Origin of the sequence: Microbulbifer yueqingensis, from assembly GCF_900100355.1 — a bacterium.
Taxonomy (GTDB): domain Bacteria; phylum Pseudomonadota; class Gammaproteobacteria; order Pseudomonadales; family Cellvibrionaceae; genus Microbulbifer; species Microbulbifer yueqingensis.
The window spans coordinates 152,447-177,862 of sequence record NZ_FNFH01000003.1; the positions used below are offsets into that span (position 1 = coordinate 152,447).

Here is a 25,416-nt window from a genome sequence, read left to right on the forward strand (position 1 = left end):
GCGGGCGAGGCGACGCGCGGTCGGGGGAGCGGGCCACCGGGCCGATGAATACCCGGTGGTGGAGGAGGGTACTGTTCAGCCGGCCAGGGACCGGCGGCGGAAGATTGGCCGGGGCTCATCCACCGCGGCCTGGTAGCTGTCGCTGAAGTCGTGCATCGAGTCCAGCAGTTGCTCCAGTGGTTGTGCCCCCTCGTAGGCGAAGGCATTGAAGCCACAGCGGCGCAGGTAGGTCAGCTGGTCGCGCATAAAGGCCCCGACCGCACGCAGCTCGCCGGTGTAACCGTAACGCTCCCGCAGCAGTCTCGCCGTGCTGAAGCCGCGGCCGTCGGCGAAGGTGGGGAAATGGACCGCGACCAGCGGCAGGTCACTGGCGGATGGCCCCAGCTGGTCGGCGGTTTCGTCGCTGTCCAGCCAGACTCCGATTTCGCTCTCGCGTCCGGCCAGGTCGGCGCGTAGCCTCTGCCACAGGGACAGGGGCAGAATGACCTTGCCCGGGGCCAGGCTGGCGGCGGTAATTTCCGTGTTCGCCTCATCGGCGGGTACAAGGCGCCATTCGTTCGCGACCACCGCCCCGTCGAGGATCAGGCGCTCCGGGTTGTTCGGTTGCGGCCCGGTGCCCTTAGCTGGCTTTGGCATAGACTCTCTCCTTGAACGGCTGCAGGCCGATGCGGTTGTAGGTATCCAGGAACAGCTCGTCCGCGCGGCGTTGCTCGATATAAATGTCGAGAATCTTGCCGATCACCTCGGGCACTTCCGCGCGCGAGAAGCTGGGACCCAGGACCCGGGCGAGGCTGGTGTTCTCGGAAGAGCTGCCACCCAGTTGCACCTGGTAGAATTCCTCGCCCTTCTTGTCCACGCCGAGGATGCCGATATGGCCCACATGGTGGTGGCCACAGGCATTCATACAGCCGGAAATGTTGAGGTTCAGGTCGCCCAGGTCATAGAGGTAGTCCAGGTCGTCGAACCGACGCTGGATTGCCTCCGCCACGGGGATGGACTTGGCATTGGCCAGCGAGCAGTAGTCGCCCCCGGGACAGCAGATCATGTCGGTCAGGGTGCCGATATTGGGTGTGGCGAAGCCGTGCTTGCGCGCCGCCTGCCAGAGATCCAGCAGGGCATCCTGGCGCACGTCTGCCAACACCACGTTCTGGTCGTGGGTAACCCGCGCCTCGCCGAAGCTGAACCGGTCGGCGAGGTCGGCTATGGCCTCCAGCTGGGTGTCGGTCACGTCGCCCGGCGGTACCCCGGTGGGCTTGGTGGACAGGCGCACGGCCCGGTAACCCGGGACCCGGTGGGGGAAGGTATTGCGTTCCAGCCAGCGCGAGAAGGCCCGGTCGCTGTCCGCCTGGTCCCGCAGTGCTGCCTCGGTCACCGCGGCGTCCAGCTGGCGATACTCCGGCTCCGGGAAGAAGGACCTGGCCCAGGCCAGTGCCTCGGGTGTGAGCCTGTCGGCGCTGTCCCTGATCTGCGCCCACTCTTCTTCCACGCGGCGACAGAACTCCTCCGGCCCCAGCGCTTTCACCAGGATCTTGATGCGTGCCTTGTACTTGTTGTCGCGCCTACCCAGCTGGTTGTATACGCGCACGATGGCCTCGAGGTAGGACAGCAGGTCCTCTTCCGGCAGGAAGTCGCGGATCAGCTCGGCAATAACGGGGGTCCGGCCCTGGCCGCCGCCGACGTACACCTGGTAGCCGATTGCCCCGTCGCGCTCGACAATCTGCACACCGATGTCATGTACCCGGATGGCTGCGCGATCCGCCTCGGCGCCGTTGACCGCGATCTTGAACTTGCGCGGCAGGAAGGCGAATTCCGGGTGGAAGGTGGACCACTGGCGAATCAGCTCGCAGTAGGGGCGTGGGTCGGCGATCTCGTCGCGGGCCACTCCGGCGTAGGGGTCGGAGGTGGTGTTGCGGATGCAGTTGCCGCTCGTCTGGACCGCGTGCATTTCTACTTCCGCCAGCTCGGACAGGATGTCCGGCACATCTTCCAGCTGCGGCCAGTTGAACTGCAGGTTCTGGCGGGTGGTGAAGTGGGCATAGCCCTTGTCGTAGTCCCTGCTGATTCGGGCCAGCCGCCTCAGCTGGGCACTGTTGAGCAGCCCGTAGGGCACCGCGATCCGCAGCATGGGCGCCAGGCGCTGTATATACAGGCCGTTCTGCAGGCGCAGGGGCAGAAACTCTTCCTCGCTGAGCTCACCGGCCAGGTAACGCTCGGTCTGGCCGCGAAACTGGGCCACCCGCTCGCCGATAATGGTCCGGTCCCGTTCGTCGTATCGATACATAACAGCCTGATTCCATTGCCTTTTCTTGCGCGAAGGGGGAAAGCGCGGGTAGAGCTCCGCGGATTCTCCGATGGCGCTTAACATACCAGCGCGCTTATGCAAAAAATAACAATATTTTTTGCTATCGCAGTAACTATTAGTTATATGGGCGCCGCCCTGTGCAGCCCGGGATTACGGGCGGCCCGGGGTGTGCGCGACACGCTTGCGCTGCCGTGGGGGATTTGCTCTACTGGGGACACCGTTGCATGACGGCACAGCTACCGTAATAACAATAATGCGCAGACGGAGTATTCCGATGAGTGAAGAAGTAGTTGTTGTATCTGATCATAAAGACGATGTTGTCGACGCTATCGCCGCCGTGGCGCTGGTGGCCATTTTTGTGGTGACCTGCGTGTACTGGGTGGCGTCCCAGTAGCGCCCGCCAACACGCCGCCCGGGTCCCTGCCGTACCGGGCGAGTCGTTCCCCTTCCTGAAACCACCCGCGAAGTTTGCGGGGATTCCGCTGCGAGCGCCGGTGCCTGACCGGTGTGCCGAGGGCGGGTCTCTCAGCCCATGCTGCCCAGTACGGTTTTTACCACCAGTACCAGCGTCAGCACGAACAGCGCGGTGAAGATAATGCCGGCGGCAATGTAGGTCTTGATACTGCCCCCCTGGAAGTCCCGCTCCCGGTTCCGGTTGCTCTGCACGCCGATGGCTGCGGCCAGGGTGCTGAGCACCACCTGGCCGAAGGAGGGTGCCTTCCCGGTGGGGCCATCCGGTTGACCCGTACGCTCTTCCCGCTGTTTATCCATCGCTTGTCTCCGCTCAGTCTTCGAGGTTGGGGCGCAGCCAGCGCTCCAGTTCCTGCTCAGTCATTCCCTTCCGGTCGGCCAGGCTCGCCAGCTGGTCGCGACCGATCTTGCCGACATTGAAGTACTTGGCTTGCGGGTGCGCGAAATACCAGCCGCTCACCGACGCCGCCGGCATCATGGCGAAGTGGGAGGTGAGGCTGACCCCGGCGTTTTCCTCCGCATCCAGCAGTCGGAAGAGCGTGCCTTTCTCGGTGTGGTCGGGGCATGCCGGGTAGCCGGGGGCGGGGCGGATGCCGCGGTACTTCTCCCGGATCAGCTCCTCGTTGCTCAGTGATTCTTCCGCGGCATAGCCCCAGTAGTCGGTACGCACCTGCCGGTGCAGGCACTCGGCGAAGGACTCCGCCAGCCGGTCGGCCAGCGCCTTGACCATGATTGCGTTGTAGTCGTCATGGGCGGCCTCGTATTCCGCTGCCAGTTCGTCGGCGCCGATACCCGCGGTAACGGCGAAGCCGCCGACATAGTCGGCCACACCGGAGCCCACGGGCGCGACGAAATCGGCCAGCGAGCGGCACAGGCCGTCGCCACCGCGTTTCTGCACCTGCTGGCGCATGTGGTGGAGCCGCGCCAGCTCGCGGGAGCGACTCTCGTCCTGGTAGACGATGATGTCGTCGCCGTCGCTGTTGGCCGGCCACAGGCCAATCACTGCGCGGGCGCGCAGCAGCTTCCGGTCGATGATCTGCTGCAGCATCATGCGCGCATTCTTGTACAGGTCGGTTGCTGCCTCGCCCACCACCTCGTCGTTGAGGATGGCCGGGTACTTGCCGGCCAGGTCCCAGGAGATGAAGAAGGGCGTCCAGTCGATGGTATCCACCAGCTTCTCCAGCGGGAAATCATCGATCACGGTAACGCCCGGCTTCCGGGGTACGGCGGGTGTGTAGTCCTGCCAGTCAAAGCGGGGGGCTGCCGCCAGGGCCTCCTCGTAGCCCAGGCGCTTGTCGTTGCGCTTGCGGTTGGCGGTGCGGTGGCGGACCTTCTCGTATTCCTCGCGAATTCCTGCCACATAGTTGGGGCGGTGGTCGTCGGACAGCAGGTTACTGGCCACGCCCACCGCGCGCGAGGCATCGGGTACATAGACCACCTGGTTGCGCTTGAACTCCGGCTCGATCTTCACGGCCGTGTGCGCCTTGGAGGTGGTGGCGCCGCCGATCAGCAGCGGGACGTCAAAGCCCTGGCGCTCCATCTCCGCCGCCACGTGCACCATCTCGTCCAGGGACGGGGTGATCAGCCCGGACAGGCCGATGATGTCGCAGTGCTTCTCCCGGGCGGTTTGCAGGATGGTTTCGGCGGGCACCATGACACCGAGGTCGATCACCTCGAAGTTGTTGCACGCCAGCACCACCCCGACGATATTCTTGCCGATATCGTGTACGTCGCCCTTTACCGTGGCCATCAGGATACGGCCATTGGGTTTGCTGTCCGCGGTTTTCTCCGCCTCGATATAGGGTTGCAGGTAGGCCACTGCCTGCTTCATGACCCGCGCGGACTTGACCACCTGGGGCAGGAACATCTTGCCCTCTCCGAACAGGTCGCCGACCACATTCATACCGTCCATCAGCGGGCCCTCGATCACATCCAGTGGCCGGCTGGCGGCTTCGCGCGCCTCCTCGGTGTCCTCGGTGATATAGGTGGTGATGCCCTTCACCAGTGCGTGCGCGAGCCGCTTGTTGACCGGCCACTCACGCCAGCCCAGGTCTTCCTTGCGGACCTGGCCACCACCGTCACCGCGATATTTTTCGGCGATTTCCAGTAGCCGTTCGGTGCCGTCGAGGCGCTTGTTCAGGATTACGTCCTCGACATGCTCCCGCAGTTCGTCCGGCAGGTCATCGTAGACCGCCAGCTGGCCCGCATTGACGATGCCCATATTCAGGCCCGCCCTGATGGCGTGGTAGAGGAACACCGAATGGATAGCCTCGCGCACCGGGTTATTGCCGCGGAATGAGAAGGACACATTCGAGACGCCGCCACTGACCTGGGCGCCGGGCAGGTTCTCGCGGATCCAGCGGGTGGCCTCGATAAAGTCCACCGCGTAATTGTTGTGCTCGTCGATCCCGGTGGCGACGGCAAAGATGTTGGGGTCGAAGATGATGTCCGAGGGGTTGAAGCCCACCCGGTCCACCAGGATGCGGTAACTGCGTTCGCAGATTTCCCGCTTGCGCTGGAAGGTGTCTGCCTGGCCGCTCTCGTCGAATGCCATCACCACCACCGCGGCGCCGTAGCGCAGGCACAGCCTGGCCTTCTCCACAAAATCTTCCTCGCCCTCCTTGAGGCTGATGGAGTTGACGATCGGCTTGCCCTGGATGCATTGCAGGCCGGCCTCGATGACTTCCCACTTTGAGGAATCCACCATAAACGGCACTTTGGCGATTTCCGGCTCGGTAGCGGCCAGGTTCAGGAAGCGGCGCATGGCGGCGACCGAGTCCAGCATTGCCTCGTCCATGTTGACGTCAATGACCTGGGCCCCGTCCTCCACCTGCTGGGCGGCAACCTCGAGCGCGGTGTCGTAGTCTTCCTCGAGGACCAGGCGCTTGAATCGCGCCGACCCGGTCACGTTGCAGCGTTCGCCCACATTGACGAACAGGGAGTTCTCATCCGCAGTGAAGGGTTCCAGGCCGGACAGGCGCAAGGCGGGCTTGATCTCCGGGAGGCTGCGCGGGGCGGTGCCGGCGACCGCAGAGGCAATGGCCGCGATATGCTCCGGCGTGGTGCCGCAGCAGCCACCGAGGATATTGATAAAACCGCTGCGGGCGAATTCCGCCACGATCGCGGCGGTCTCCTCCGGCGTCTCGTCGTATTCGCCGAACTCGTTGGGGAGGCCGGCGTTCGGGTGGGCGGAGACATGGGCTGCGCAGACCCCGGACAGGGCCTCGATATAGGGGCGCAGCTCGGTGGCACCCAGGGCGCAGTTCAGGCCGACGCTGAGTGGACGTGCGTGGGCCACGGAATTGTAGAATGCCTCGGTGGTCTGGCCCGACAGGGTACGGCCGGAAGCATCGGTAATGGTTCCCGAGATCATGATTGGCAGCTCGTAGCCCAGGTCGTCGAACAGGCTGTGGAGAGCGTAGATGGCTGCCTTGGCGTTCAGGGTATCGAAGATGGTTTCGATCAGGATCAGGTCACTGCCACCCTCGACCAGGGCGCGGCCAGCCTCGCGATAGTTGTCCACCAGCTGGTCGAAGGTGACATTGCGCGCTCCGGGGTCGTTGACGTCCGGCGAGATACTGGCGGTGCGGGAGGTCGGCCCCAGCACGCCCGCCACCCAGCGGGGGCGGTCCGCTGTAGCGACTTCGTCTGCCACCCGCCGGGCCAGTTCCGCGGCCGCGCGGTTCAGCTCGGGTACCAGGTCTTCCAGGTCGTAGTCGGCCTGGGACAGGCGGGTGGAGTTGAAGGTGTTGGTCTCGATGATGTCGGCGCCCGCCTCCAGGTAGTCCCGGTGGAGTCGCTCGATCAGGTCGGGCCGGGTAATGCTGAGCAGGTCGTTGTTACCCTTGAGGTCGCCTTCATGGCCCGCGAAACGCGCTCCGCGGAAATCTTCCTCCTGCAGCTTTTCCCGCTGGATCATGGTGCCCATGCCGCCGTCCAGGATGATGATGCGCTCTGCGAGCGCTGACTGGAGTTGGCTTAGGCGTTGACTGCGGGACTGCTGGGACATTGAAGCTTCCTTTGTATTCCGGGTGGACCTGAATGACAGTGGTCCGGGAGTCATTTCAGGGCGGCAAGTTTAACACGCCAGCCGCGCACTGCATCGCTCTGCGAGGGATGCAGTGCGTTATAACTGCTTGATCTTAAAGGGTTCAGCCTGGTTATTTACGATATGTGCGGGCCGGTTTAACTTCGGTCCAAGTGAGAGTAAAATACCCGACAAGGAAACTCGGTTATTTGAGAGATTGTATGTCACAACAACCTGCAGAGCTGAACGTCACGATTACGGAGCCGGCCCGGGAGTACCTGCGCGAGCTGCTGGAGAAGCAGGATTGCGAGGGCATCGCCATCCGCATGTTTGTTTCCAACCCGGGCACCCCGAATGCAGAGACCTGTATCGCTTACTGCCGTCCCGGTGAGGAGCAGGAAGACGACGTAGTAATGGAGCTCGACGGCTTGAAAGCCTATTTCGAAGGCCGGTCCGTGCCTTACCTGGATGAGGCCAAGGTGGACTATTCCTCGGACAAGATGGGCGGGCAGCTGACCATCCGCGCGCCCAATTCCCGCATGCCCAAGATCACCGATGACAGTCCCATCGAGGATCGCATCAACTATGTCCTGTACAACGACATCAACCCGGGCCTGGCAGCCCACGGCGGCCAGGTGAGTCTGGTGGAGTTCACCGAGGACGGTTATGCGGTGCTGCAGTTTGGCGGTGGTTGCCAGGGCTGCGGCATGGTGGATATGACCCTGAAGGAGGGCGTCGAGAAGACGCTGAAGGAGAAGGTGCCGGAGGTGACCGGAGTCAAGGACGTCACCGACCACACCGACAAGTCCCAGGCTTACTACTGACAGGCAGCGACCCGGCCTGGACTCCCACAAAAGCGAACCGATGCCGGTTCGCTTTTTTTATGCAGGTTGCGCCGGTCCGTGCCCCCAGCTGTCAGTTGCGCTCGAAGAACTCGTACTCATCCACATGGTCGAGAAACACCCCATCGAAAGCTGTATCCAGGATTCGATCCAGGTAGGCGTCGGGCGAACCGAACAGGATCGCCTGCCAGCCGGGCTCCCAGTAGCGTACATGGTAATTAGTGGGATCGCCGGCGACCTGCTCCACCAGCCATACCGGCGGGTTGCTGAACCAGCTGTTCTGCCAGTAGAAGCGGTCGCTCTCTGCCTGGCCAATGCTCAGGTAGGCCAGCAGCAGCCGGCGACCGCCACCGGGCTTGAAGCGTAACTGTTGCAGCTGCGCCGCCGTGAAGGGCTCGCCGTTGAAGAAGAAATCCAGGATCAATACGTCGTAGTCGGTGAGCACCAGAGCATCGATGAATTCCTGACGGGTGGAAAAGAGCCTGGGATTGACCAGGTTGAGGAAGTTTCGGGCAAGTCCCAGGTCGTCGATATCAGCAAAGTTGGTACCCGGTACCTCCAGGGGAAAACCGGGCACAGTGTCCAGCTCGCGGTTCGGGGCGACAAACGGCAGGAAGCCGGCTTCGGCGATGGAGTCGTAGGCTTCGTCGATATTCCGCCGGCTATTGGCGAAATCGGTGACCAGTACCGGAAACTCGCCCGTCTCCACGGCCAGGTCTATAAGCTCGATCAGGCGGTCCGTCTGGGTGATTGGGGTAGGCTGGTCCACCCCGGCTGCGCCGAAGAACACCCCCTGGGCGCCCAGTCCATCCACTGCGTCGAGGTATTCAATCTCCAGCGCCCCGGTCGCCAGGCCATCAGTGGTGACCAGCTCCACGCCATCCTGCGGCACGACAATGAAATTCTCGCGTCGCTCCCGGGCGTATATGGCGATGTCACGCACCAGTTCGCGCATGTCTGCGCGGAAGTCGCGGACCTCCCTCTGGAAGGTGAGTTCGGGCAGGTCGTCGAACTCGCAGGCGACCAATAGCAGCGGCGCCAGCAACAGTGCCAGGTATCTATTCAATTTTTTTCTCCTCCCTGTACCGGTCCTTGGGGGCGTGCTTCCGTGCAGGTAACCGTTCTCTCCGGCTCTTATATCGGCTCCCGGTGGCGCTCTCAATCCGTCGCCGATTTGTGCCAGGGCCGGCCTGTCGGTTTCGATATCATAGCTGCCTGCAACGTTAACAGCCGGGCTACGATGTGGCGCGACATTGCGCACACTACCGGTCCCGGCGAATCCAGGCTGAGTGCGGCTTTCTGTCTGGCGCGCTGCTCCCAACCTGGAGAGTTGGGAGGGCAGCAGGGAGCGTTGAGTGCCATGAGAGGGGCGGCGATGGAAATGGTGCCAATTACCTGCCTGATGGCAGGATCAGGTATCGGTTCTGCTGCCCTTGTTTCCGCTCCTGGCGCAGGTCCTCCGGGCTGCCGTGGCCGGTATGCGCCGGCCCTCGTGACAGCGGGCGCGGCGCAACGGGGACGAGCCTAAATATTGAGAATCTGGATCAGGCCGATAGCGATCAGGTAACCCGCAACGATGTAGTTGAGCAGCTTGGGCATGATCAGGATGCCCACGCCAGCCAATAGCGCGAGAACCGGGGCAAGCTCGAGATGTAATGTCATACCAGATAACCCTTCGTGTTTTTATGCGTCTGTGAGGGTAAACGGTGATTCAGGGCTGAAGCAAGGGACCACGTCATGGTCGTGAAATCCCGCAGGGGACACAGGCTCGTTTGGTGCGGGGGACCACGCGCCTGGAGCCTTATAAGCCGAGCCCGGCCAGTTGCTGCGTCAGCCATTGCTGAAGCTGGGAGCGGGGCAGGGCCCCGGCAAGATGCGTAATCTCATGCCCGCGGTAGAGCACCATCAACGTGGGTATCGAGCGGATCTGGTATTTGTTGGCGGTTGCCGGGTTGGCCTCGGTATCGAGCTTGATAAAGACGGCCCGGGTGGGCATTTCGGCCGCTACCTGGGCGAAAACCGGGGCAAACTGCTGGCATGGGCCGCACCAGGGCGCCCAGAAATCCACCACCAGCGGCAGGTCGGTGTTCTGGACCAGGCGGTTGAAGTCTCCGTCTGTCGCCTGCAGCGGCTCGCCGCGCAGCAGGGCACCGCGGCACTTTCCACACAGGGGACGGTCGCCGAGCCGCTCGGCGGGAATGCGGTTAATGGCGCTGCATGCAGGACAGGTGATTTTTACGGGGGAGTTGTCGGGCATGGGATAGCTCCCGGAACTTTGCTCGTGGCTGCAGGGAACAGTGTAATGGTTGCTGTCACGCGAGGGGCCGAATCCGGCGTTGCGCGGAAAGTTGTGTGAAGGAGGGACTGCTACCGGTTCGGTGAGCCGGCTATTGGCGGGGACAGAGGAGGGTGGCGGCACGGGCTGTGCCGGTGCCGCCATCCATGTACCCCTGTAGTCAGTCGCTGGTGCGCTTCCTCAGCGGTTCCCGCAGCTGTTCAGCCATTTTCAGTAACAGGGATTCGGTAGTTTCCCAGTCGATACATTTGTCGGTGACCGACAGCCCGTACTCCAGCTTGTCCAGGTCCTCGGGAATCTTCTGGTTGCCCGCCTTCAGGTTACTTTCCACCATGATGCCGATGATCGACTGGTTGCCGTCGAGGATCTGGTGCGCAACGTTCTCCACCACCAGCGGCTGCAGTTCATGGTTCTTGTTGGAGTTGGCGTGGCTGCAATCCACCATGATGTTTGGAACCAGTCCCGCTTTCTGCAGCTCCTGCTCGCACATGGCCACGCTCACCGAGTCGTAGTTCGGTTTCTCATTGCCGCCGCGCAGCACCACGTGTCCGTATTTGTTGCCGGCAGTGTGGATGATGGCGACCTGGCCGTCCTTGTTGATACCCAGGAAGCGGTGCGGGTTGGCCGTCGATTGCAGGGCATTGATGGCCACGTCGAGGCTGCCATCGGTGCCGTTCTTGAAGCCGACCGCCGAGGACAGGCCGGAAGCCATCTCGCGGTGGGTCTGGGATTCGGTGGTGCGTGCGCCGATGGCAGACCAGGAGATCAGGTCCTGCAGGTACTGCGGCGAGATCGGGTCCAGCGCCTCGGTAGCGGTGGGCAGTCCCAGCTCGGCAATATCCCGCAACAGCTTGCGACCGATATGCAGGCCATCCTGGATCTTGAAGGAATCGTTCAGGAACGGGTCGTTGATCAGGCCCTTCCAGCCGACAGTGGTGCGCGGCTTCTCGAAATAGACGCGCATGACGATCAGCAGGGTATCGGAGACCTTGTCGTCGAGTTCTTTCAGGCGCGTGGCGTAATCGATGGCGGCATCGACATCGTGGACGGAACAGGGGCCGATCACCACCATCAGGCGGTGGTCCTTGCGATCGAGGATGTCCCGTACCGCGGCACGGCCGGCGGCCACGGTGGTTTCGGCTGCTTCGGAGACCGGTAGCTCGGTCTTGAGCTGCGCGGGACTGATGAGGATTTCCTGGGAGACGACATTCAGGTCGTCGAACTGCTGTGTGGTCATTGGTATCACTTATCGCTTGCCATTCCTGGCCGCCCTGCGGCCGTGAAAGAAGGTATATCCTACTAACAGGCGGCAGGCAGGGCGAGTGTTTCAGGTGAAACCAAATTTATGCCATGTCTTAGGATGCGCATTGCCCGCGTGGCCATGCCAGCCTGGCTGGTCAGAACTTCTCCAGGTGCTGCAGCAGAGGCAAGTATAGGGCGCAGCGGATATTGCGCTCTCCGCGGTCGTAGAAAAGGCGGCGATAGCCCTCCAGCTGCGGGCGGTAGCGCTCTACCTGCGCGGCGATAAACGCCTCCGGATCCTCGCCCTCGCCGGGTTCGGTGGTCTTGTAGTCCACTATCCAGCGCAAACCGCCGTCATCGACGAAGGTGCGGTCGATAATGTAACGGCGCAGCTGTCCCTGGCCACTGTGGATTTCGAGCTCGCAGGCCGAGTCGCGGTGCCGGTTGTCCAGCAGCCAGCGCCCGCTCGGGCAGGCGAGGGCTTTGCGTATGGCCTGCTCGACCTTGTCTGTCGCTTTCGCCAGGCCCTGGCCGACAAGGCCCAGCTGGCGCAGGCGCAGGGTCCACAGGGGGCGCTGCTCCAGCACCCGCGCATCGTCCCAGTGCTCGATGCCACTCTCCGCGATGGTTGCCAGTGTCTCGTGGGCCACCGTGCCTGCATGGCGGAGCCAGCGCCGGGTTACCTGGCCGAGCTCGGGGATATTGGGTTCGGCGGTTTCCCGCGGCTGGTAGTCGGCCATGCGATAGGGCGCCAGCCATTCCATTACCGGTATCGCCGGGGCCTGCCAGTCACCGGGCAGTCGCAGGAAATAGTCCCGCTTCTCCGCGCGACCGGCTTCGTCGCCAACGCTTTCCGCGCGTGGCTCCAGCCAGTGGCACCAGTCGCTGGATTCCGACAGGGAGGGCCAGATCCCGGCAAGCAGCGCGGCGCTGCCCGGTGACTTGAAGCCGGGCTTCTTTTCCTCGCGCTCGACGCAGGCCAGCAGGTGCAGTGACCTGATCGCTCGCGTGCAGCCCACGTAGAGCAGCCGGGTCCCCTCGAGGCGCTCGCGCTCGCTGTTGTCATATTTCAGGTAGTCGAACAGCGGCTCCCTCTCGCCGCGGGGGCTTTTCGGCGCGAGCAGGAAGCGACTCTCGCCCTCACTGTTGAGCCACTCTGACCAGCGCAGCAGCTGGTCGCCGCCGGGTTTGCCTCCCTGGTCCAGTCCCGGTATCAGTACGTGCTCGAATTCCAGCCCCTTGGACTTGTGGATGGTCATCACCTGCACGCCCGCATCCGGGCCGGGCCGGGCAAAGAGTTTTTCCAGGGCCAGCTGGAACTGCTGCCAGTCGCCGATGGTGCCGCCCTGGTCGTGCTTTTCCAGCAGGCGGAAGAAATCCTCCACATTGTCCAGGTCAGCCGGCCGGGCGACGCAGGCGGGCCCGCCCAGGGCGAGCCACAGGCCCTCGATCCACAGGCGCAGGGGTTTGCGTCCGCGCTCCTGCCAGGCACCCAGCAAGAGCCTGCCGGCCTTACCCAGCCGCTCGCGCCCTTCATCACTGATTTGCCCGATTTCCTGAAGGTGTTCGATGGCTTGCAGTAGAGGCCGGGCGCTGGCATCGCTGGCGGAGCGGTTCTCATTGCCCCAGTTTGCGACTGCCAGCAAATCTGCCCAGTCGAGCCCGCACCACGGCGCGCGCAAGACCGCCAGCCAGCTGAGGCGGTCACTGGGATCGAGCAGGGCGCGGGTCAGGGAAAGCAGGTCGAGGACGACCATCTTGCTCGCCAGCGGCGCCAGCTCCGGTGCCTGGTAGGCGACTCCGCTCTCACTTAGGGCGGGAAGTATCTGGTCCAGGTGCTTCTTCTTGCGCACGAGGATCGCAATGCGCCCGCCGGGGTCGTTCGTGCGCAGTTCCTTTACCAGGGCGGCTACCCGCGCGGCTTCTGCGACCCGCTCCGGGTCGTCGATGCAGCCGTGGAACTGCACCGCCGATGCCGGCCAGCTGTCGTCGCGGAAAGCAATGGAGTCCAGGTAGCGCACGGCGCCCCGGCCGATGTTGTCCTGCGCCGGGAAAGCCCGCCGGAAGGTTTCATTGACCCACGCCACCACGGCGTTGTCCGAGCGGAAGTTCACCTGCAGGTCCAGTGGCACCAGCCCGACTTCGCCTATGCCCCGTGCGCGCGCCTGGAGAAAGATACCGACATTGGCGTTGCGGAAGCCGTAACACGACTGCATGCCGTCACCGACGATAAAGAGGGTGCGGCCGTCGCCGGGCTGCCAGCCCGCGGTGAGCTTTTCCAGCAGCCGCAGCTGCATCTGCGAGGTATCCTGGAATTCGTCCACCAGGATATGTTGCACCTGCAGGTCGAGTTTCAGCGCGAGGTCCGTGGGTGCCTCGGTATCGCCGAGTGCCACGAGCGCCGCCTGGGCAACCTCGGTGTAGTCGGTTGCCCCCAGTTGCTGGAACACCAGCTTCAACTGGGCCACCAACTGCGGCAATACTTCTGCCATTGCTTCCAGCAATTGCCACTGGTCGCGAGGCAGGGCGGCGGGGAGGCGGCGCACCTCGTTGACGGCGGCCAGCAACTGGTCCTCGCCCGCCAGCTCCGCCAGCAGGTCCTTCATTCGTGCCTTGTAGGAGCGTGCGCGATCGTAATCGGGGTCTTTCTTGTCCGGGGAGACAAAGCCGAGCTTCTTGTTCAGCCCGCCACCCTTGCGCCACTCGCCCTTGCCGGTCACCAGTAACTCTGTGAGCGCCAGCCAGGTGGGCAGGCCGCTGATTTCTGTCGGCGGTACTGACACGATGCCGGCACAGTTGCACAGGGCATGGGCGGGGTCATCTTTTGCCAGGTTACTGCCGGCGTAATCGGCCAGCTCCAGCAGTTCGCCGGTCGCACTGCCGAGCGCGGCGTGCAGTTGCTGCAGTCTCTCCCGGATGAGCTCGTCGACCACGAAGTGAAAGTACTCCCTTGCGTCGTCGCGATCACCCTGGCCGATATCCAGCAGCTGGCCCAGCCATTGCTCGCGCTTTTCCAGCAACATCAGCAGCAGCTTCTCGAGTTGGCCGAGGTCATTGTCCAGGTGCAACAGCAGCCGCAGCAGTGACGGTGGGGGATTCTCGCTGGCGAGATCGTCGAGCAGCCGGGAGACCGCCATGCGGAAAGCGAGCTGTGGTTCCTCGAGGGGCTCTCCCGGCGCCCCCAGCCCGCTGTCGATGGGCAGCTGGCTGGCGAGGCTGCGACAGAGGCCGTCGATGGTCTGGAAGCGCAGGCGCTGGGGTGCCTGCAGCAGCTGCCAGTTGTGGCGCCGGTCCTGTTCCAGTAACTGGCGGGCCAGGTCCCAGGTCACCGCCTCGTGGGGATTCTGCGGCCGCGGCCGGTCGCGCGCCTGCAAGAGTGCCTTCAGCAGGCGCTCGCGCATCTCGCCGGCTGCCTTGCGGGTAAAGGTAATCGCCAGCACCTCTTCCGGCTGGCGGCAGTGCGCCAGCAGCTTCAGCACCCGTTGGGTGAGCAGGCCGGTCTTGCCCGAGCCGGCCGGGGCGGATACGGCAAAGCTGCGGCCGATATCCAGTGCCGCTGCGCGCGCGTCGGCGTCGGCCGGCTGGCTGACGGCAGGCCTGGAACCCGCTTCGGGGGTAGAGACAAATTCATTCATGGTCAGGACTGCTCCCGCTCCGGCCAGCGGTTGAGGGGCCAGAGATTCTCATCGTTATCGCTTTTGATGCGGTCGAACTGCAGCGTGGCGTGGCCGGTGCGGTATTCGGTGGCGAGCATTTCGAGGCTCTCCTGCCAGTGCTCGACCAGTTGGGCCCAGTTTCCAAAAGGCCCGTCCTTCTCCAGGTCGCCCACCGCCTTGATCCCCTTGATGGGCTGTTCCAGCTCACCGGTGCCGCTCCAGCTGCACTCGCCGAAACGCACCTGGCCGAAGGCGATGGCCCGGGCTTCCGGCCGGGCGAGGGCATACATGGGAAGCTGGGGTTCGCGCAGCCGTGGTTGCTGCCAGTCCTTGATGGAGGGCTGCCGGCTTTTGTAATCGATGACCATGGCGGTGCCATCGGGCAGGCGATCGAGGCGGTCCAGTCGCAGCTCAAAGCGGAGCCCGCCGATCTCGGTCGGTTGCTGGAACTCGGTAGCTGCCACGGCGAAGGCGGGCCGTGTTTTTTCCAGGTCGAGCCACTGGCCAACCAGGCGTTCGAGGCGCTGCTGCTCGAGCTGCCAGAAGCCCTCCGGCAGGTGAGACTGGTATTTGCGTGCCGAGCGAATCGCTTCTGTCACGGAAGTGGTGATGGTGTCCTGCAGCTCCTCTCCGGCCAGGTTGTGCAGCCGGCTGGAATCTCCGCAGCGCTGCCAGAATTCGGCCAGTGCCTCGTGCATCAGCTTGCCGCGCTCGGCGGGATTGAGGCCGAGCGTGGGTGCATTGAAAACCGCCGCGCCCAGCCGGTAGCGCAGCTGGGCATTCAGCGGGCACAGCGCCTGCGCCTTGAGTACGCCGGAGCCGCCGCGCACGGGCGCGCACTCATCCGGGTGCAGCGGGGGGAAGCTGGGGTCAGGGACGGTATCCAGCCTGGCAGACTGTTGCACCTGTAGATAAAAGCTCCCGATAGCGTGGGCCCCAGACGCCATCCGAGCCTCCCCGGCGGTTGCGGCAGCGTCGCTGAACAGGGCGCTCAGCCCCTGTTCGACACCGTCGGCCTCCCGGGCGAAGCTCACGGTGACGTCTTTGCTGGCCCCCAGCAGGTCGGCTGTAAGTTCACGGGCAAGCTCCAGCTCACGCTCGGCACTCGCTCGCGGCATCTGCCAGTGCTTCTGCCACTGCACCGGCAGCAGCGGGTTTGGCGCCGGGGCCGGGGGCCACTGTTGCTGGCCGAAGCCCACCAGGCGCAGGTGATCAAAAGAAAGGGCGCCTGCCTCCAGCACCCCCAGGATCTGTACGGGGCCGTCGCGCGTCTCGGCCTGGAACGGCGTGCGGCTGGCGATGCGGCGCAGGTGCTGCAGGGCCTGGTTGAGGGTGAGGGTGCCGGTAAAGCCGGACAGGGCCGCCAGTTCCTCGAGCACCCTTTCCCACAGGCCCAGTTGCTGGTACTCCTGGCTGTCGGGATTGCGCGGCCCGGGCCAGCCGAGTGTCGCCAATACCCTGGCAAATCGCTCGGCCCAGACTTCCGCCGGCGCTTTCTGCCAGCGGCGGGCCCAGTCGCCCACCGCCTCCAGCTGGCGGGGCAGGACCGGTTGTACCAGTTCCAGTCGCTCGGCCAGTTGCTCGGCGCAGTAGCGCAGGGTGTCGCCGCTCACCTGGGACAGTTCGCGTTTCTGCAGTTGGCGGAACAGGGCACTGCGCAGCGCCAGCTCACCGGCGTCGTCGACGTCCTCGCCAGTCTGTACACCGGCCGGGGCGTGGCCCCAGTAGGGGCTGAACAGCAGGTTGCGCAGCTGGGAGTAGTCCCACTGGTCGCGCAGTAGCTCGAGGAGTTGCAGGGCGCCGGACCCCACCGGTGTTTGCGCCAGGGGAGTACCGGCGGAGAAGTTGAATGGCAGGGTATAGCGCGGCTGTGCCGGGTCCAGCAGCTGGGGTTCCAGCACTCGCGTAAAGATGGTTTCCACCTGGCTGCGGCACTGGCCGAGATTGTTCACCACAATCCCGAGGCTTGCGTGCTGGTCCCGTTCTAGCAGTCCGGCCGCCCAACAGGCGGCGCTGTAGAGCTCCTCTTCGAGGTTGTCGCACGCCGCAACCTGCACCAGGCTGTCGCGGCGCGACACTGGATGCCGGTCCACGACAGTGGCTGCGGTATCGATGATATGCCGGGCCAGCGGCGACACCTGGGCGAAGCCCGCCATGGCAATGCACGGGAGGGTGACGAGCTCGCCGCCTGCGAATGCCTGCGCAATCAGCAGGTCGCGCATATCCGGGGTGATGGCGTCCTGCTCGCGGAGCTCCCCCATGAAGGCGGCGATCATGTCAAACAGCGGGAATTCACTCCGGTCCAGGGCGAACTGTTGCAGTGGTGCGGCCAGCGCCTCTTCCAGTGCCTCGCCCTCCAGTTGGTGCATGTCGAGCAGGCGCCACTGGATCAGCTGTGACAGGGCGCTGTCCGCGTCCCGGCAGAGCTGGGCACTGTTGAGCAGCTGTCGGTCGAGTGTCCGGTCCAGGGCCCGCTGCCACAGCAGTTGCCGCTGCTCGGCGTTGAGCACCGGTTGCCAGGAGGGCCGCCAGCTCCGCTGCTGCAGCTGGAACCAGTTTCGCTCCAGCCAGCCTCCCAGCGACTCGACTGGCGGCGGGGCCCAGTTCCGCTGTTCGCCACGCGCCGCCGCGTAAACCTGCCGGCAGCGGTTGCGCAGGCGGTTATTGGGCGTCAGCAGTAGCCCGCCCTCGGGCAACTGCGCGAGGATTTCCAACGCGGGAAAAGCCGGTTGCAACATGATGGGTCCCCGACCGGTGGTTTATTTGTGGTTATGTCGCGGTTTCTGCCCGCTCGACCGCGCAGCGGGATCGCCGGTGACCTCTAATGCGCGCAGCGGGAATTCGCCGAAAGCGCCGGCGATTGCATTTTCACCGTCGGGCGCAGTGGCCAGCAGCGCGCCCGTACTGGCCGTTGCCGGCAGGTCAATGCCAAGCTCCCCGAGCCACCAGGCCACACGCCGGGCGATGGCGGCACCGGAATCCAGCCACTCTACCGGGCGCGGGGCGTAGCGGTCCAGGTCCTCCCGCAGCAGGGGGAAGTGCGTGCAGGCCAGGACAACAGTGTCCACCTCGTCCCCGCCGGGAGTGTCGAAGATACGAGCCAGTACAGGGGCCAGCTGGTCACGGGTAATCGTCTCGCCGCGGAGCTTTGCCTCGGCCAGGCGCACCAGCTCGGGAGCGGGCACGTTGATCACGCGGGCACCGTTGGCGTAATCGCGGATCAGTCCGCGGGTGTAGTCGCGATTGACGGTCCCCTCGGTGGCCACCAGCGCGATGGTGCCGGTGCGGCTGGCGCGGGCCGCCGGCTTTACCGCGGGCACCACTCCTACCACCGGCTGTCCCAGGGCTGCGCGCAATTCGGGCAGGGCGAGGGTGCTGGCAGTATTGCAGCCCACGACGAGAATGTCGGCGTGACTCTGGTGCATCATGGCGCTGGCACAGGTGACGATGCGCGGTCGCAGCTGTTCCTCGGTCTTGTCGCCGTAGGGGAAGAAGCCATTGTCCACGCCAAAGTGCAGGGTGAGGCCCGGCAGCAGTGCACGGATCTCCCGTGCGATGCTGATGGCTCCCACCCCGGAGTCAAATATCAATGCACTTGGGGGCCGATCGCCCGCCTTGTTAGAATGCGCGTCTACCAATTGCATCACTCAGGTTTGCTTTGCGGAAAGCATACCAAATTACCGGCCCGGAGAATGCCCACGGGCCCCGGTTGAGGCGCGCACAGGCCACGACACTCGGGTCGCAACAGAGGCCGTAACAGGACATCCAGGAACACCTATGGAAATCTTTCCCCTCCAGGTAACCATCGAGCAGGCCGCGGCTGCGGTAATGGCCGTGGTGGTGCTGCTCACCGCGGTGGCCGTAATCGGCCGTCGCGGGCCACGGCGCCGCGCGGATGCGCTGCTTGCGGATATGGAGGCGCGGCGCACTGAGCTCGAAGCCTGTCGCAACGAGCTGGGGATAGCCCAGGCGCGGCTCGAGGGCAGCCGCGAGCGCGAGTCGCAGCTGGCGACGGAACTGGAGAAGTTGCGGGCCGAGCTGGCAGACAAGGCCCAGCGCCTGACCCGCAGCCAGGTCCTGGTGGAAAAGAGCGAGGCTGCCCTGGCCGAGCAGCGCCAGTTGCTGGAACAGACGCGCAAGGCCATGGCGGAGCAGTTCGAAAACCTCGCCAACCGGATCTTCGAGGAAAAACAGCAGGCCTTCGTGCGCCGCAGTGAAGACAGCCTGCGCAAGAGCCTGGATCCGCTCGAGCGCCAGCTGGGGGATTTCCGCAAGCGGGTGGAGCACGTGTATGACCGCGAGAACGCGGAACGTAACTCCCTGCTGGGGCAGATCAAGGCCCTGCGGGAGCAGACCCAGCGCATCAGCGACGAGGCCCTGAACCTGACCTCGGCCCTGAAGGGCGACAGCAAGGTGCAGGGCAACTGGGGCGAGGTGGTGCTGGAGCGCCTGCTGGAGGAGTCCGGCCTGCAGAAGGGGCGCGAGTATGAGACCCAGGTGACGATTACCAGCGACGGCAAGCGGCGCCAGCCGGATGTGATCGTGCGCCTGCCGGAAAACAAGGATCTCATCATCGACGCCAAGGTCTCGCTGGTGGATTACGAGCGCTACGCCTCGGCGCAGACCGACGAGGAGCGGGCCCAGGCACTGAAGCAGCATGTGAATTCCTTGCGCGGGCACATCGCCGGCCTGAACAAGAAGGCCTATGAACAGCTCGAGGGTGTGCGCTCACTGGATTTTGTATTCATTTTCGTTCCCATCGAGGCGGCCTACATGCTGGCCATGCAGGCGGATCCGGGGCTGTTCCGCTACGCCTACGACCGGCACATCGTGCTGGTGAGTCCCACCAGCCTGATGGCGACCCTGCGCACGGTGGAAAATATCTGGCGCTACGAGAAGCAGAACCGCAACGCCGAGAAGATCGCGGCCGAGGCTGGCAAACTGCACGACCAGTTCGCCATGGTACTGGAGTCGCTCGATGAGCTGGGTAACCGCATCCGCCAGACCGAGGACGCCTACCAGCAGACCTACAAGCGCCTGGCCAGTGGACGCGGCAATGCGGTGAAGCGGATCGACAGCCTGCGCAAGCTGGGCGCCAAGACCCGCAAGCAGATCGATACCGGTTTGCGCGAGAAGGCCAACGATGCCCATCAGGCGGCGCTGCCGGAGCCGGCGACGGAAGATACAGAGGCTGCCGAAACAGAGACCGAAGGCACCTGATCGCCCATGGAAACCTTCGCCTTTGCGCTGTCGGTTACCGGGCCCATTTTCCTGACGCTGCTGATCGGCTACGGCCTGGTAAAGGTTGGCCTGTTGCGGGAGTCCTTCGTGGACGATGCGTCGCGGCTGGTATACCTGGTCACACTGCCGGTGCTGCTGTTCACCAGTATTTTCACTTCCAAAGCCGAGCTGGCCGAGCAGTGGCCGCTGCTGCTGGCGGGCGCGGTCGGCACCCTGTTGACCATGCCGTTGGCCTGGCTGGCGGCGCGGCCGCTGGAGCGGGGCGATCGCAGTGCGTTTATCCAGGGCGCGTTCCGCGGCAACCTGGGCATCATCGGGCTCGCATGGGCACTGAACGCCTATGGCAGCAGCGGCCTGGCCCAGGCGGCGCTGCTGATGGCAGTGGTCACCATTCTCTATAACCTGGCCGCAGTGTCACTGTTCGCGGCCTACCGCCAGGAAACCCGTTTCAGCTGGTCCCGGCTGTTGCGCGAGATAGGGCAAAACCCCCTGATTATCGCCATTGTGCTGGCGCTGGCTTGCCGCGAGCTGGGGCTGCGGTTGCCGGAGATACTCCTGCAGACCGGTGATTACCTGGCTTCCATCACGCTGCCGCTGGCCCTGTTGTGTATCGGGGCCAGCCTGGACCTGGGCCGGTTGCAGCGCAGTTCGCTGGCGGCGGTCGGGGCCTCAATGTTCAAGCTGGTACTGGTGCCAGTGGTACTGCTGGCGTGCGGCTGGCTGGTGGGCCTGCCGGGGCAGTCGCTCGGGGTGCTGTTCCTGATGGCGGCTGCGCCGACGGCGACGGTTTCGTTTATCATGGCGCGCGCGCTCGGGGGCAACAGCCGGCTGGCTGCAAATATCGTTGCCCTCAGTACACTGCTCTCCATCATCACCGCCAGCCTGGGGCTGGTAGTGCTGGAGTCCATCCTGTCCTAGAAGAGGTTGTTATGTCCGTTTTCCCGACCTGGCTGCTGGTAGTGGCAGCGCTGATTGTTTTTGCGCTGGCCGCGGTGGCGGGCTGGTACCTGCGTCGCCTGCAGCTGGCCACGCGGGCACAGAAGCAGCAGCTGGAGGAACTGGAGCGGGCCGCCGAAGATCAGCGCCAGCGCGTCAACGACAGTATCCAGATCATCGCGCGCACCCTGCTGGACGAGGGCGTCGGCCTGACCGAGGCCTCGATCCGTATCCGGGTGCTGCTGGACGCGCTACAGGTGGAGGCGGGAGTAAAGGAGGAATTCGTGGCCTTCTATACCGTCGCCGACAAGGCCGCCCATATCCCGATCCTGCAGGAGTGGAAAAAGCTTTCACCCAAGGAACGCTTCAGGTTCGAGAAGGAGATGGCGGCGCTGGAAACTGAGTACCGGGATTTCGCCCTTGACGCGGCGCAGCGCATCCTCGGCCGCCGGTTCTAGGGTAACGCCTTACGGCTGCCCTGCCTGGCCTAGCGGCGTACCAGCAGCAGCCCGGTTTCCGTATGGTCGGTATACGGGAACTGGTCGAAGAGGGCAAAGCGCTCGATGCGATGGGTCTTGCTCAGCTCCGCCAGGTTATCCAGCTGGGTATCCGGGTTGCAGGAGATGTACAGGATACGCGGGAAGCGCGCCACCATGGCACAGGTATCGGCATCCAGGCCCGCGCGCGGCGGGTCAACGAGCACGGTGGAGAAATCGTAGCTGTCCAGGTCAATATCCCGCAGGCGCCGGAAGGGGCGCACCCGGTCGATGGCCTGGGTGAATTCCTCGCTGGAGAGCCGCACAATATCGAGGTTGGTAATGCCGTTGGCCCGGATATTTTCCTGCGCGGAGGCGACGGAGACCTTGGATATCTCCGTGGCCAGGGCCTTGTCAAAGTGCTCGCAGAGGGGGATGGTGAAGTTGCCATTGCCGCAGTAGAGCTCCAGCAGGTCGCCCTCGCTGTCCTGGCAGGCATCCTTGGCCCAGCCGATCATGGCCCGGCAGATCTCGCCATTGGGCTGGGTAAAGCTGCCCTCCACCTGCTTGTACTCATAGGTCCTGTCGCCGATCTGGAGCCGCTCGATGACGTAGTCCCGCTCCAGCACCAGCTTCTGCTTGCGCGAGCGGCCCAGTACCGGAAAGCCGAGCCTGTCCTGCAGTGCCCGCGCCTCGCGCTCCCACTCTTCGTCCAGCTTCTTGTGGTAAATGAGCGTCACCAGCGCATCGCCGTCCAGGGTGGTGAGGAATTCCGCCGAGAACAGGCGCCTGCGCAGCACTTCACTGGCATTCACCGCCTCCAGCACCTGTGGCATCAGCCGGTTCATCAGCTCCGAGCCTACGGTGAATTCCTCGATGATAAACGGCTGCTTGTATTCGCCCTGGCGGTACATGGCATAGTGGGCCTTGCCTTTTTCCTGCCATACCTTGAACTCGGCCCGCAGGCGGTAGTGGCTGGGCGGCGATGGGAAGACCTCCGGCTCCAGGTCAGTATATTCCCGGAAGCGCTCGCACAGCCGGGCGGCTTTCTGCTGTAGCTGTTGGCTGTAGTCTTCGGGGTTCACTCGGTGCAGGGCCATGGGAAATCCAGTCTTGCAGGGACGTATGTCGGGAATTCAGAGGCCGCGGATTATAACGGGCTGTGGCACCGCCGTATAATCCCATAATTCCGCGATAGCAGGATAAGGTCACTGGCGAGAATCTCTCGCCCGGGAATACCAGTCAGGAGGTTAGCCATGCCGGTGGGGCAGGTGGAAGTTTCAGTCAGCGGCCAGGGGCTGCATGAATTTACCGGTGAAGTAGAGCGCTGGCTGGCGGGGCAGGGCGTAACAGAGGGGCTCTGCACCCTCTTCATCCAGCACACCTCGGCCAGCCTGCTGATCCAGGAAAACGCCGATCCATCGGCGCGGCACGACCTGGAGAACTGGCTCAACAGGCTGGTGCCGGAAAATGACCAGATCTATACCCATACGCTGGAGGGGCCCGACGATATGCCAGCCCATATCAAGGCGGCATTGACCGCCACCAGCCTGTCAGTGCCGGTCAAAGATGGGCGATTGATGCTGGGTACCTGGCAGGGCATTTACCTGTGGGAACACCGCCACCACCGGGGGCGCCGGCGGGTAATCCTGCACGTCTAGGCGTCCCTGTGGCGCGGGCGCACTGTGCGGGTCAGAGGCAGTTGGTGGGCTTTGGCAGGCCGGCTATCCTGCTGCCGACCTTGGCGGGGCTACCGGGAAAGAGCTTCATCAGGTAGATGCTGCGGCCCTTGTCGCTGCCCAGCTGCAGGCCAACGTACTTCACCAGGGGGCGCATGGCGGGCGAAAGCTCGAACTCGTGGTAGAAGTCACGCAGGAGCTCGATGATTTCCCAGTGGGCATCGGTCAGTTCTATGCCCTCGGCCTTGGCCAGGGCGTCGGCGACTGCCGGGCTCCAGTCGTCCAGGTTGCGCAGGAAGCCCTCTTTGTCCAGCGGGATCTCCCGCCCTTCCACAGAAATATTGCTCATCACTTGAACCAGCTGACGATGGGGTTGTGTTCCGTGCACAGGGCGACCCAGCGGGCGTCGTCGATTGCCTCGACGGCCCCCGGGATCTCGAGGCCGCGGGCGCGGGCGTCGGATTCCAGGCAGTAGACCGGTCGCACGGCGGGGCTCTCGCTCATGCGCCCGCTCAGGGCATAGACGCCGTCCTCTATCAGCAACAGGGCATCGCCCTCGGAGAAGGCGGCAAGGCAGTCCGCGAGGGCGGTGCTGGAGAAAGGGGACTTACTGACGATATGCAGGCTCATAAGCTTGATTTGGCGGCGCTAGAAATTTAATACGGAGTGGTAACCGGCGATCAGTTTGCCGGTGTCGCTGACCGGGCGCAATTCCGGGCCACCGCTGGCAAGCATTCCCAGGTCCAGGCCGCGCTGGGCCAGGCTGCGTTCGCAGACATAGGCCGTCTCGATCCCGAACACCGGCAGCGCCTGCAGGTTGCGCTGCAGGCTCTTCTGCTCGATTCCCGCCGGTGACTGCTCCGGCAGCAGCTGGAATACGCCGTCGCCGCAAAACAGAAGGTCCGGCACCTGTTCCAGGGCGGAGGCGGCCAGCACCGCCTCCAGGCCCTCTCGGGCCAGGGCGTTGCCGTAGGGTGCCTGGCGGCACAGGGCGAGAAATCGCTTTGCCATCTCGTTTTCCCTCATCTTGTCCTTTAGCCGCCGAACGTCACCAGCCGGTCCGACTGCGCTACCGCGTCGGCCAGCTGTCCCAGCCCGGCCAGCTCGAAACCCTCGGCCAGGTTGGCCGCCGGCCGCTCCAGGCGCCGGGCCTCGCTTTCACTCAGGACGCCACGTCTCTGCGCGGCCGCGATACAGACCACCAGGTCGAGGCCGTGCTCGGCCTGCAGCGCCTGCCAGGCGCCCAGCAGGTCCGGTTCGTCCTGGGGGGGAGCCGCCAGTGCACTGCCGTTGTGTACGCCGTCGCAGTAAAAAAACACCCGGTGCAGCTCGTGGCCCTCCGCAAGCAGGGCGCGTGCAAACCGCAGGGCGCTGGCGGCAGACTGGCTGGAGTGGGGCGCGGAATAGACTGCGAGGGAAAATTTCATGGCAGCTCGGTTGCAGGTATCAGAAATGGCCGGATACAAAAGGCCCCGCTCAAAGCGGGGCCCCGGTGGAACTGTTCAGCCAGTGGCTGGATCAATCGTCGGACGCGAAGCCGATGATATGCAGCAGCGCAGTGAACAGGTTCAGGATATCCAGGTACAGGCGGGTGGTGGCCATCAGGTAGTTGGTCTCACCGCCATTGATGATCGCACTGGTGTCGTACAGGATGAATCCGGAGAACAGCAGGGCGATAACGCCACTCAGTACCACGCTGGCCAGCGGCATATGCACGCCGAAGAAGCCGGCGATCACCATGCCCAGGGCGCAGACCAGTACCGCGATCAGGCCCACGAACAGGAAGCCGCCCATAAAGCTGAAGTCCTTGCGGGTGGTCAGCACGTAGGCGGACAGGGCGAAGAAGATCAGCGCCGTGGTGCCGAGCGCCTGGGTGATGACCTGGGCCATGCCGGCGGCCACATAGTAATTCAGCAACGGGGCCAGGGAGGCACCCAGCAGGCCGGTGAACGCAAATACGACGCCGACGCCCGCGCCGGAGTTGGCGGTGCGGGGCAGTACGAACCACACCAGCACGATGGCGGCAATGGAGCAGATGAGGCCCATGCCACGCCCCATGCCCAGTGCCATGGCAATCCCGGCAGTGAACGCGCTGAAGAGCACGGTCATGGCGAGCAGTGCGTAGGTATTACGCAGCACCTTGGCCGATTCAGCGCGGTCCAGGGCGCCTGAGGGTGAATAGACTTGCGGTTGCATTAGCTTCTCCTGCTATTGAACGATTGGCCAAATCATATAGCTGCGGGGGTGG

General features: G+C 64.1%; 22 protein-coding genes. 5 read left to right on the forward strand and 17 right to left on the reverse strand.

The features are described 5' to 3' along the window. Positions 1-75: 75 nt before the first annotated feature. From BLT26_RS07885 to metH, 4 genes are all read right to left on the reverse strand, one after another. Positions 76-636, reverse strand: a complete 561-nt coding sequence (locus BLT26_RS07885) for a DUF934 domain-containing protein (protein ID WP_091511661.1) — start codon at positions 634-636, stop codon at positions 76-78. Next, a complete protein-coding gene (locus tag BLT26_RS07890) occupies positions 620-2,281 on the reverse strand; it encodes a nitrite/sulfite reductase (RefSeq protein ID WP_091511666.1) in 1,662 nt (553 codons plus the stop codon). Before BLT26_RS07890 ends, BLT26_RS07885 begins: the two co-directional genes overlap by 17 nt. A gap of 546 nt (positions 2,282-2,827) precedes the next feature. Beyond that, positions 2,828-3,073 (reverse strand): DUF2970 domain-containing protein, encoded by a 246-nt coding sequence (locus tag BLT26_RS07895; RefSeq protein ID WP_091511670.1) that lies wholly within the window; start codon positions 3,071-3,073, stop codon positions 2,828-2,830. A 13-nt stretch (positions 3,074-3,086) separates the two neighbouring features. After that, positions 3,087-6,782, reverse strand: a complete 3,696-nt coding sequence (gene metH / locus BLT26_RS07900; RefSeq protein WP_091511672.1) for a methionine synthase — start codon at positions 6,780-6,782, stop codon at positions 3,087-3,089. Between the two features lie 239 nt (positions 6,783-7,021). Here metH and nfuA point away from each other — a divergent pair, with 239 nt between their 5' ends. Beyond that, positions 7,022-7,624 carry a Fe-S biogenesis protein NfuA gene (nfuA, locus tag BLT26_RS07905; RefSeq protein WP_091511675.1) on the forward strand — a complete coding sequence of 201 codons (603 nt, stop codon included), beginning with the start codon at positions 7,022-7,024 and terminating at the stop codon, positions 7,622-7,624. A 91-nt stretch (positions 7,625-7,715) separates the two neighbouring features. Here nfuA and BLT26_RS07910 read toward each other — a convergent pair whose 3' ends face one another. The 7 genes from BLT26_RS07910 to murI all read right to left on the reverse strand — a co-directional run bounded on the left by BLT26_RS07910 (position 7,716) and on the right by murI (position 18,480). Beyond that, a complete protein-coding gene (locus tag BLT26_RS07910; RefSeq protein WP_139169449.1) occupies positions 7,716-8,708 on the reverse strand; it encodes an endo alpha-1,4 polygalactosaminidase in 993 nt (330 codons plus the stop codon). 458 nt (positions 8,709-9,166) lie between these two features. Further along, on the reverse strand, positions 9,167-9,304 hold the full coding sequence (locus tag BLT26_RS07915; protein WP_091511679.1) for a DUF3096 domain-containing protein: 138 nt from the start codon (positions 9,302-9,304) through the stop codon (positions 9,167-9,169). Between the two features lie 139 nt (positions 9,305-9,443). After that, positions 9,444-9,899, reverse strand: coding sequence for a thioredoxin TrxC (gene trxC / locus BLT26_RS07920; protein ID WP_091511682.1), 456 nt, complete (start codon positions 9,897-9,899; stop codon positions 9,444-9,446). Positions 9,900-10,098: 199 nt separating this feature from the next. Further along, positions 10,099-11,175 carry a 3-deoxy-7-phosphoheptulonate synthase gene (locus BLT26_RS07925; protein ID WP_091511684.1) on the reverse strand — a complete coding sequence of 359 codons (1,077 nt, stop codon included), beginning with the start codon at positions 11,173-11,175 and terminating at the stop codon, positions 10,099-10,101. Positions 11,176-11,335: 160 nt separating this feature from the next. Beyond that, positions 11,336-14,815: a UvrD-helicase domain-containing protein gene (locus BLT26_RS07930; RefSeq protein WP_091511685.1), complete on the reverse strand. Its 3,480-nt coding sequence runs from the start codon at positions 14,813-14,815 to the stop codon at positions 11,336-11,338. Between the two features lie 2 nt (positions 14,816-14,817). After that, complete coding sequence (locus BLT26_RS07935; RefSeq protein ID WP_091511688.1) at positions 14,818-17,574, reverse strand: PD-(D/E)XK nuclease family protein; 2,757 nt, start codon at positions 17,572-17,574, stop codon at positions 14,818-14,820. A gap of 21 nt (positions 17,575-17,595) precedes the next feature. After that, positions 17,596-18,480, reverse strand: coding sequence for a glutamate racemase (murI, locus tag BLT26_RS07940; protein ID WP_091511689.1), 885 nt, complete (start codon positions 18,478-18,480; stop codon positions 17,596-17,598). 133 nt (positions 18,481-18,613) lie between these two features. Here murI and BLT26_RS07945 point away from each other — a divergent pair, with 133 nt between their 5' ends. Genes BLT26_RS07945 through BLT26_RS07955 form a run of 3 tightly spaced genes read left to right on the forward strand, consistent with a single transcriptional unit; the run spans position 18,614 to position 21,471 of the window. Then, on the forward strand, positions 18,614-20,056 hold the full coding sequence (locus tag BLT26_RS07945; protein ID WP_091511692.1) for a DNA recombination protein RmuC: 1,443 nt from the start codon (positions 18,614-18,616) through the stop codon (positions 20,054-20,056). A gap of 6 nt (positions 20,057-20,062) precedes the next feature. Continuing rightward, on the forward strand, positions 20,063-20,995 hold the full coding sequence (locus BLT26_RS07950; protein ID WP_091511694.1) for an AEC family transporter: 933 nt from the start codon (positions 20,063-20,065) through the stop codon (positions 20,993-20,995). Between the two features lie 11 nt (positions 20,996-21,006). Then, positions 21,007-21,471 carry a DUF2489 domain-containing protein gene (locus BLT26_RS07955; protein WP_091511697.1) on the forward strand — a complete coding sequence of 155 codons (465 nt, stop codon included), beginning with the start codon at positions 21,007-21,009 and terminating at the stop codon, positions 21,469-21,471. A gap of 29 nt (positions 21,472-21,500) precedes the next feature. Here the strand turns inward: BLT26_RS07955 and trmA are convergent, their stop codons facing one another. Next, positions 21,501-22,589, reverse strand: a complete 1,089-nt coding sequence (gene trmA, locus BLT26_RS07960) for a tRNA (uridine(54)-C5)-methyltransferase TrmA (RefSeq protein WP_091511700.1) — start codon at positions 22,587-22,589, stop codon at positions 21,501-21,503. Between the two features lie 156 nt (positions 22,590-22,745). Here trmA and BLT26_RS07965 point away from each other — a divergent pair, with 156 nt between their 5' ends. Then, positions 22,746-23,150 (forward strand): secondary thiamine-phosphate synthase enzyme YjbQ, encoded by a 405-nt coding sequence (locus tag BLT26_RS07965; protein WP_091511702.1) that lies wholly within the window; start codon positions 22,746-22,748, stop codon positions 23,148-23,150. A 31-nt stretch (positions 23,151-23,181) separates the two neighbouring features. On the opposite strand, the gene BLT26_RS07970 is transcribed toward BLT26_RS07965, so the two are convergent. From BLT26_RS07970 to BLT26_RS07990, 5 genes are all read right to left on the reverse strand, one after another. Then, positions 23,182-23,517, reverse strand: a complete 336-nt coding sequence (locus BLT26_RS07970; protein ID WP_091511706.1) for a TusE/DsrC/DsvC family sulfur relay protein — start codon at positions 23,515-23,517, stop codon at positions 23,182-23,184. After that, a complete protein-coding gene (gene tusB, locus BLT26_RS07975) occupies positions 23,517-23,798 on the reverse strand; it encodes a sulfurtransferase complex subunit TusB (RefSeq protein WP_091511709.1) in 282 nt (93 codons plus the stop codon). Before tusB ends, BLT26_RS07970 begins: the two co-directional genes overlap by 1 nt. Before the next feature lie 18 nt (positions 23,799-23,816). After that, positions 23,817-24,179 carry a sulfurtransferase complex subunit TusC gene (gene tusC / locus BLT26_RS07980; RefSeq protein ID WP_091513301.1) on the reverse strand — a complete coding sequence of 121 codons (363 nt, stop codon included), beginning with the start codon at positions 24,177-24,179 and terminating at the stop codon, positions 23,817-23,819. A gap of 23 nt (positions 24,180-24,202) precedes the next feature. Then, positions 24,203-24,595: a sulfurtransferase complex subunit TusD gene (gene tusD / locus BLT26_RS07985; protein ID WP_091511712.1), complete on the reverse strand. Its 393-nt coding sequence runs from the start codon at positions 24,593-24,595 to the stop codon at positions 24,203-24,205. A gap of 91 nt (positions 24,596-24,686) precedes the next feature. Then, positions 24,687-25,364, reverse strand: coding sequence for a Bax inhibitor-1/YccA family protein (locus BLT26_RS07990; RefSeq protein ID WP_091511716.1), 678 nt, complete (start codon positions 25,362-25,364; stop codon positions 24,687-24,689). Positions 25,365-25,416: the final 52 nt, after the last annotated feature.

Excerpts from the sequence above, each read along its gene's own strand:
- trmA (WP_091511700.1), bottom strand. The coding sequence starts at position 22,589 with ATGGCCCTGCACCGAGTGAACCCCGAAGACTACAGCCAACAGCTACAG.
- BLT26_RS07915 (WP_091511679.1), bottom strand. The coding sequence starts at position 9,304 with ATGACATTACATCTCGAGCTTGCCCCGGTTCTCGCGCTATTGGCTGGC.
- nfuA (WP_091511675.1), top strand. The coding sequence starts at position 7,022 with ATGTCACAACAACCTGCAGAGCTGAACGTCACGATTACGGAGCCGGCC.
- tusC (WP_091513301.1), bottom strand. The coding sequence starts at position 24,179 with ATGGCAAAGCGATTTCTCGCCCTGTGCCGCCAGGCACCCTACGGCAAC.
- BLT26_RS07930 (WP_091511685.1), bottom strand. The coding sequence starts at position 14,815 with ATGAATGAATTTGTCTCTACCCCCGAAGCGGGTTCCAGGCCTGCCGTC.
- BLT26_RS07945 (WP_091511692.1), top strand. The coding sequence starts at position 18,614 with ATGGAAATCTTTCCCCTCCAGGTAACCATCGAGCAGGCCGCGGCTGCG.
- tusD (WP_091511712.1), bottom strand. The coding sequence starts at position 24,595 with ATGAAATTTTCCCTCGCAGTCTATTCCGCGCCCCACTCCAGCCAGTCT.
- trxC (WP_091511682.1), bottom strand. The coding sequence starts at position 9,899 with ATGCCCGACAACTCCCCCGTAAAAATCACCTGTCCTGCATGCAGCGCC.
- BLT26_RS07885 (WP_091511661.1), bottom strand. The coding sequence starts at position 636 with ATGCCAAAGCCAGCTAAGGGCACCGGGCCGCAACCGAACAACCCGGAG.
- BLT26_RS07970 (WP_091511706.1), bottom strand. The coding sequence starts at position 23,517 with ATGAGCAATATTTCTGTGGAAGGGCGGGAGATCCCGCTGGACAAAGAG.
- metH (WP_091511672.1), bottom strand. The coding sequence starts at position 6,782 with ATGTCCCAGCAGTCCCGCAGTCAACGCCTAAGCCAACTCCAGTCAGCG.
- BLT26_RS07925 (WP_091511684.1), bottom strand. The coding sequence starts at position 11,175 with ATGACCACACAGCAGTTCGACGACCTGAATGTCGTCTCCCAGGAAATC.
- BLT26_RS07895 (WP_091511670.1), bottom strand. The coding sequence starts at position 3,073 with ATGGATAAACAGCGGGAAGAGCGTACGGGTCAACCGGATGGCCCCACC.
- BLT26_RS07965 (WP_091511702.1), top strand. The coding sequence starts at position 22,746 with ATGCCGGTGGGGCAGGTGGAAGTTTCAGTCAGCGGCCAGGGGCTGCAT.
- BLT26_RS07890 (WP_091511666.1), bottom strand. The coding sequence starts at position 2,281 with ATGTATCGATACGACGAACGGGACCGGACCATTATCGGCGAGCGGGTG.
- BLT26_RS07990 (WP_091511716.1), bottom strand. The coding sequence starts at position 25,364 with ATGCAACCGCAAGTCTATTCACCCTCAGGCGCCCTGGACCGCGCTGAA.
- BLT26_RS07935 (WP_091511688.1), bottom strand. The coding sequence starts at position 17,574 with ATGTTGCAACCGGCTTTTCCCGCGTTGGAAATCCTCGCGCAGTTGCCC.
- murI (WP_091511689.1), bottom strand. The coding sequence starts at position 18,480 with ATGCAATTGGTAGACGCGCATTCTAACAAGGCGGGCGATCGGCCCCCA.
- BLT26_RS07950 (WP_091511694.1), top strand. The coding sequence starts at position 20,063 with ATGGAAACCTTCGCCTTTGCGCTGTCGGTTACCGGGCCCATTTTCCTG.
- BLT26_RS07955 (WP_091511697.1), top strand. The coding sequence starts at position 21,007 with ATGTCCGTTTTCCCGACCTGGCTGCTGGTAGTGGCAGCGCTGATTGTT.
- tusB (WP_091511709.1), bottom strand. The coding sequence starts at position 23,798 with ATGAGCCTGCATATCGTCAGTAAGTCCCCTTTCTCCAGCACCGCCCTC.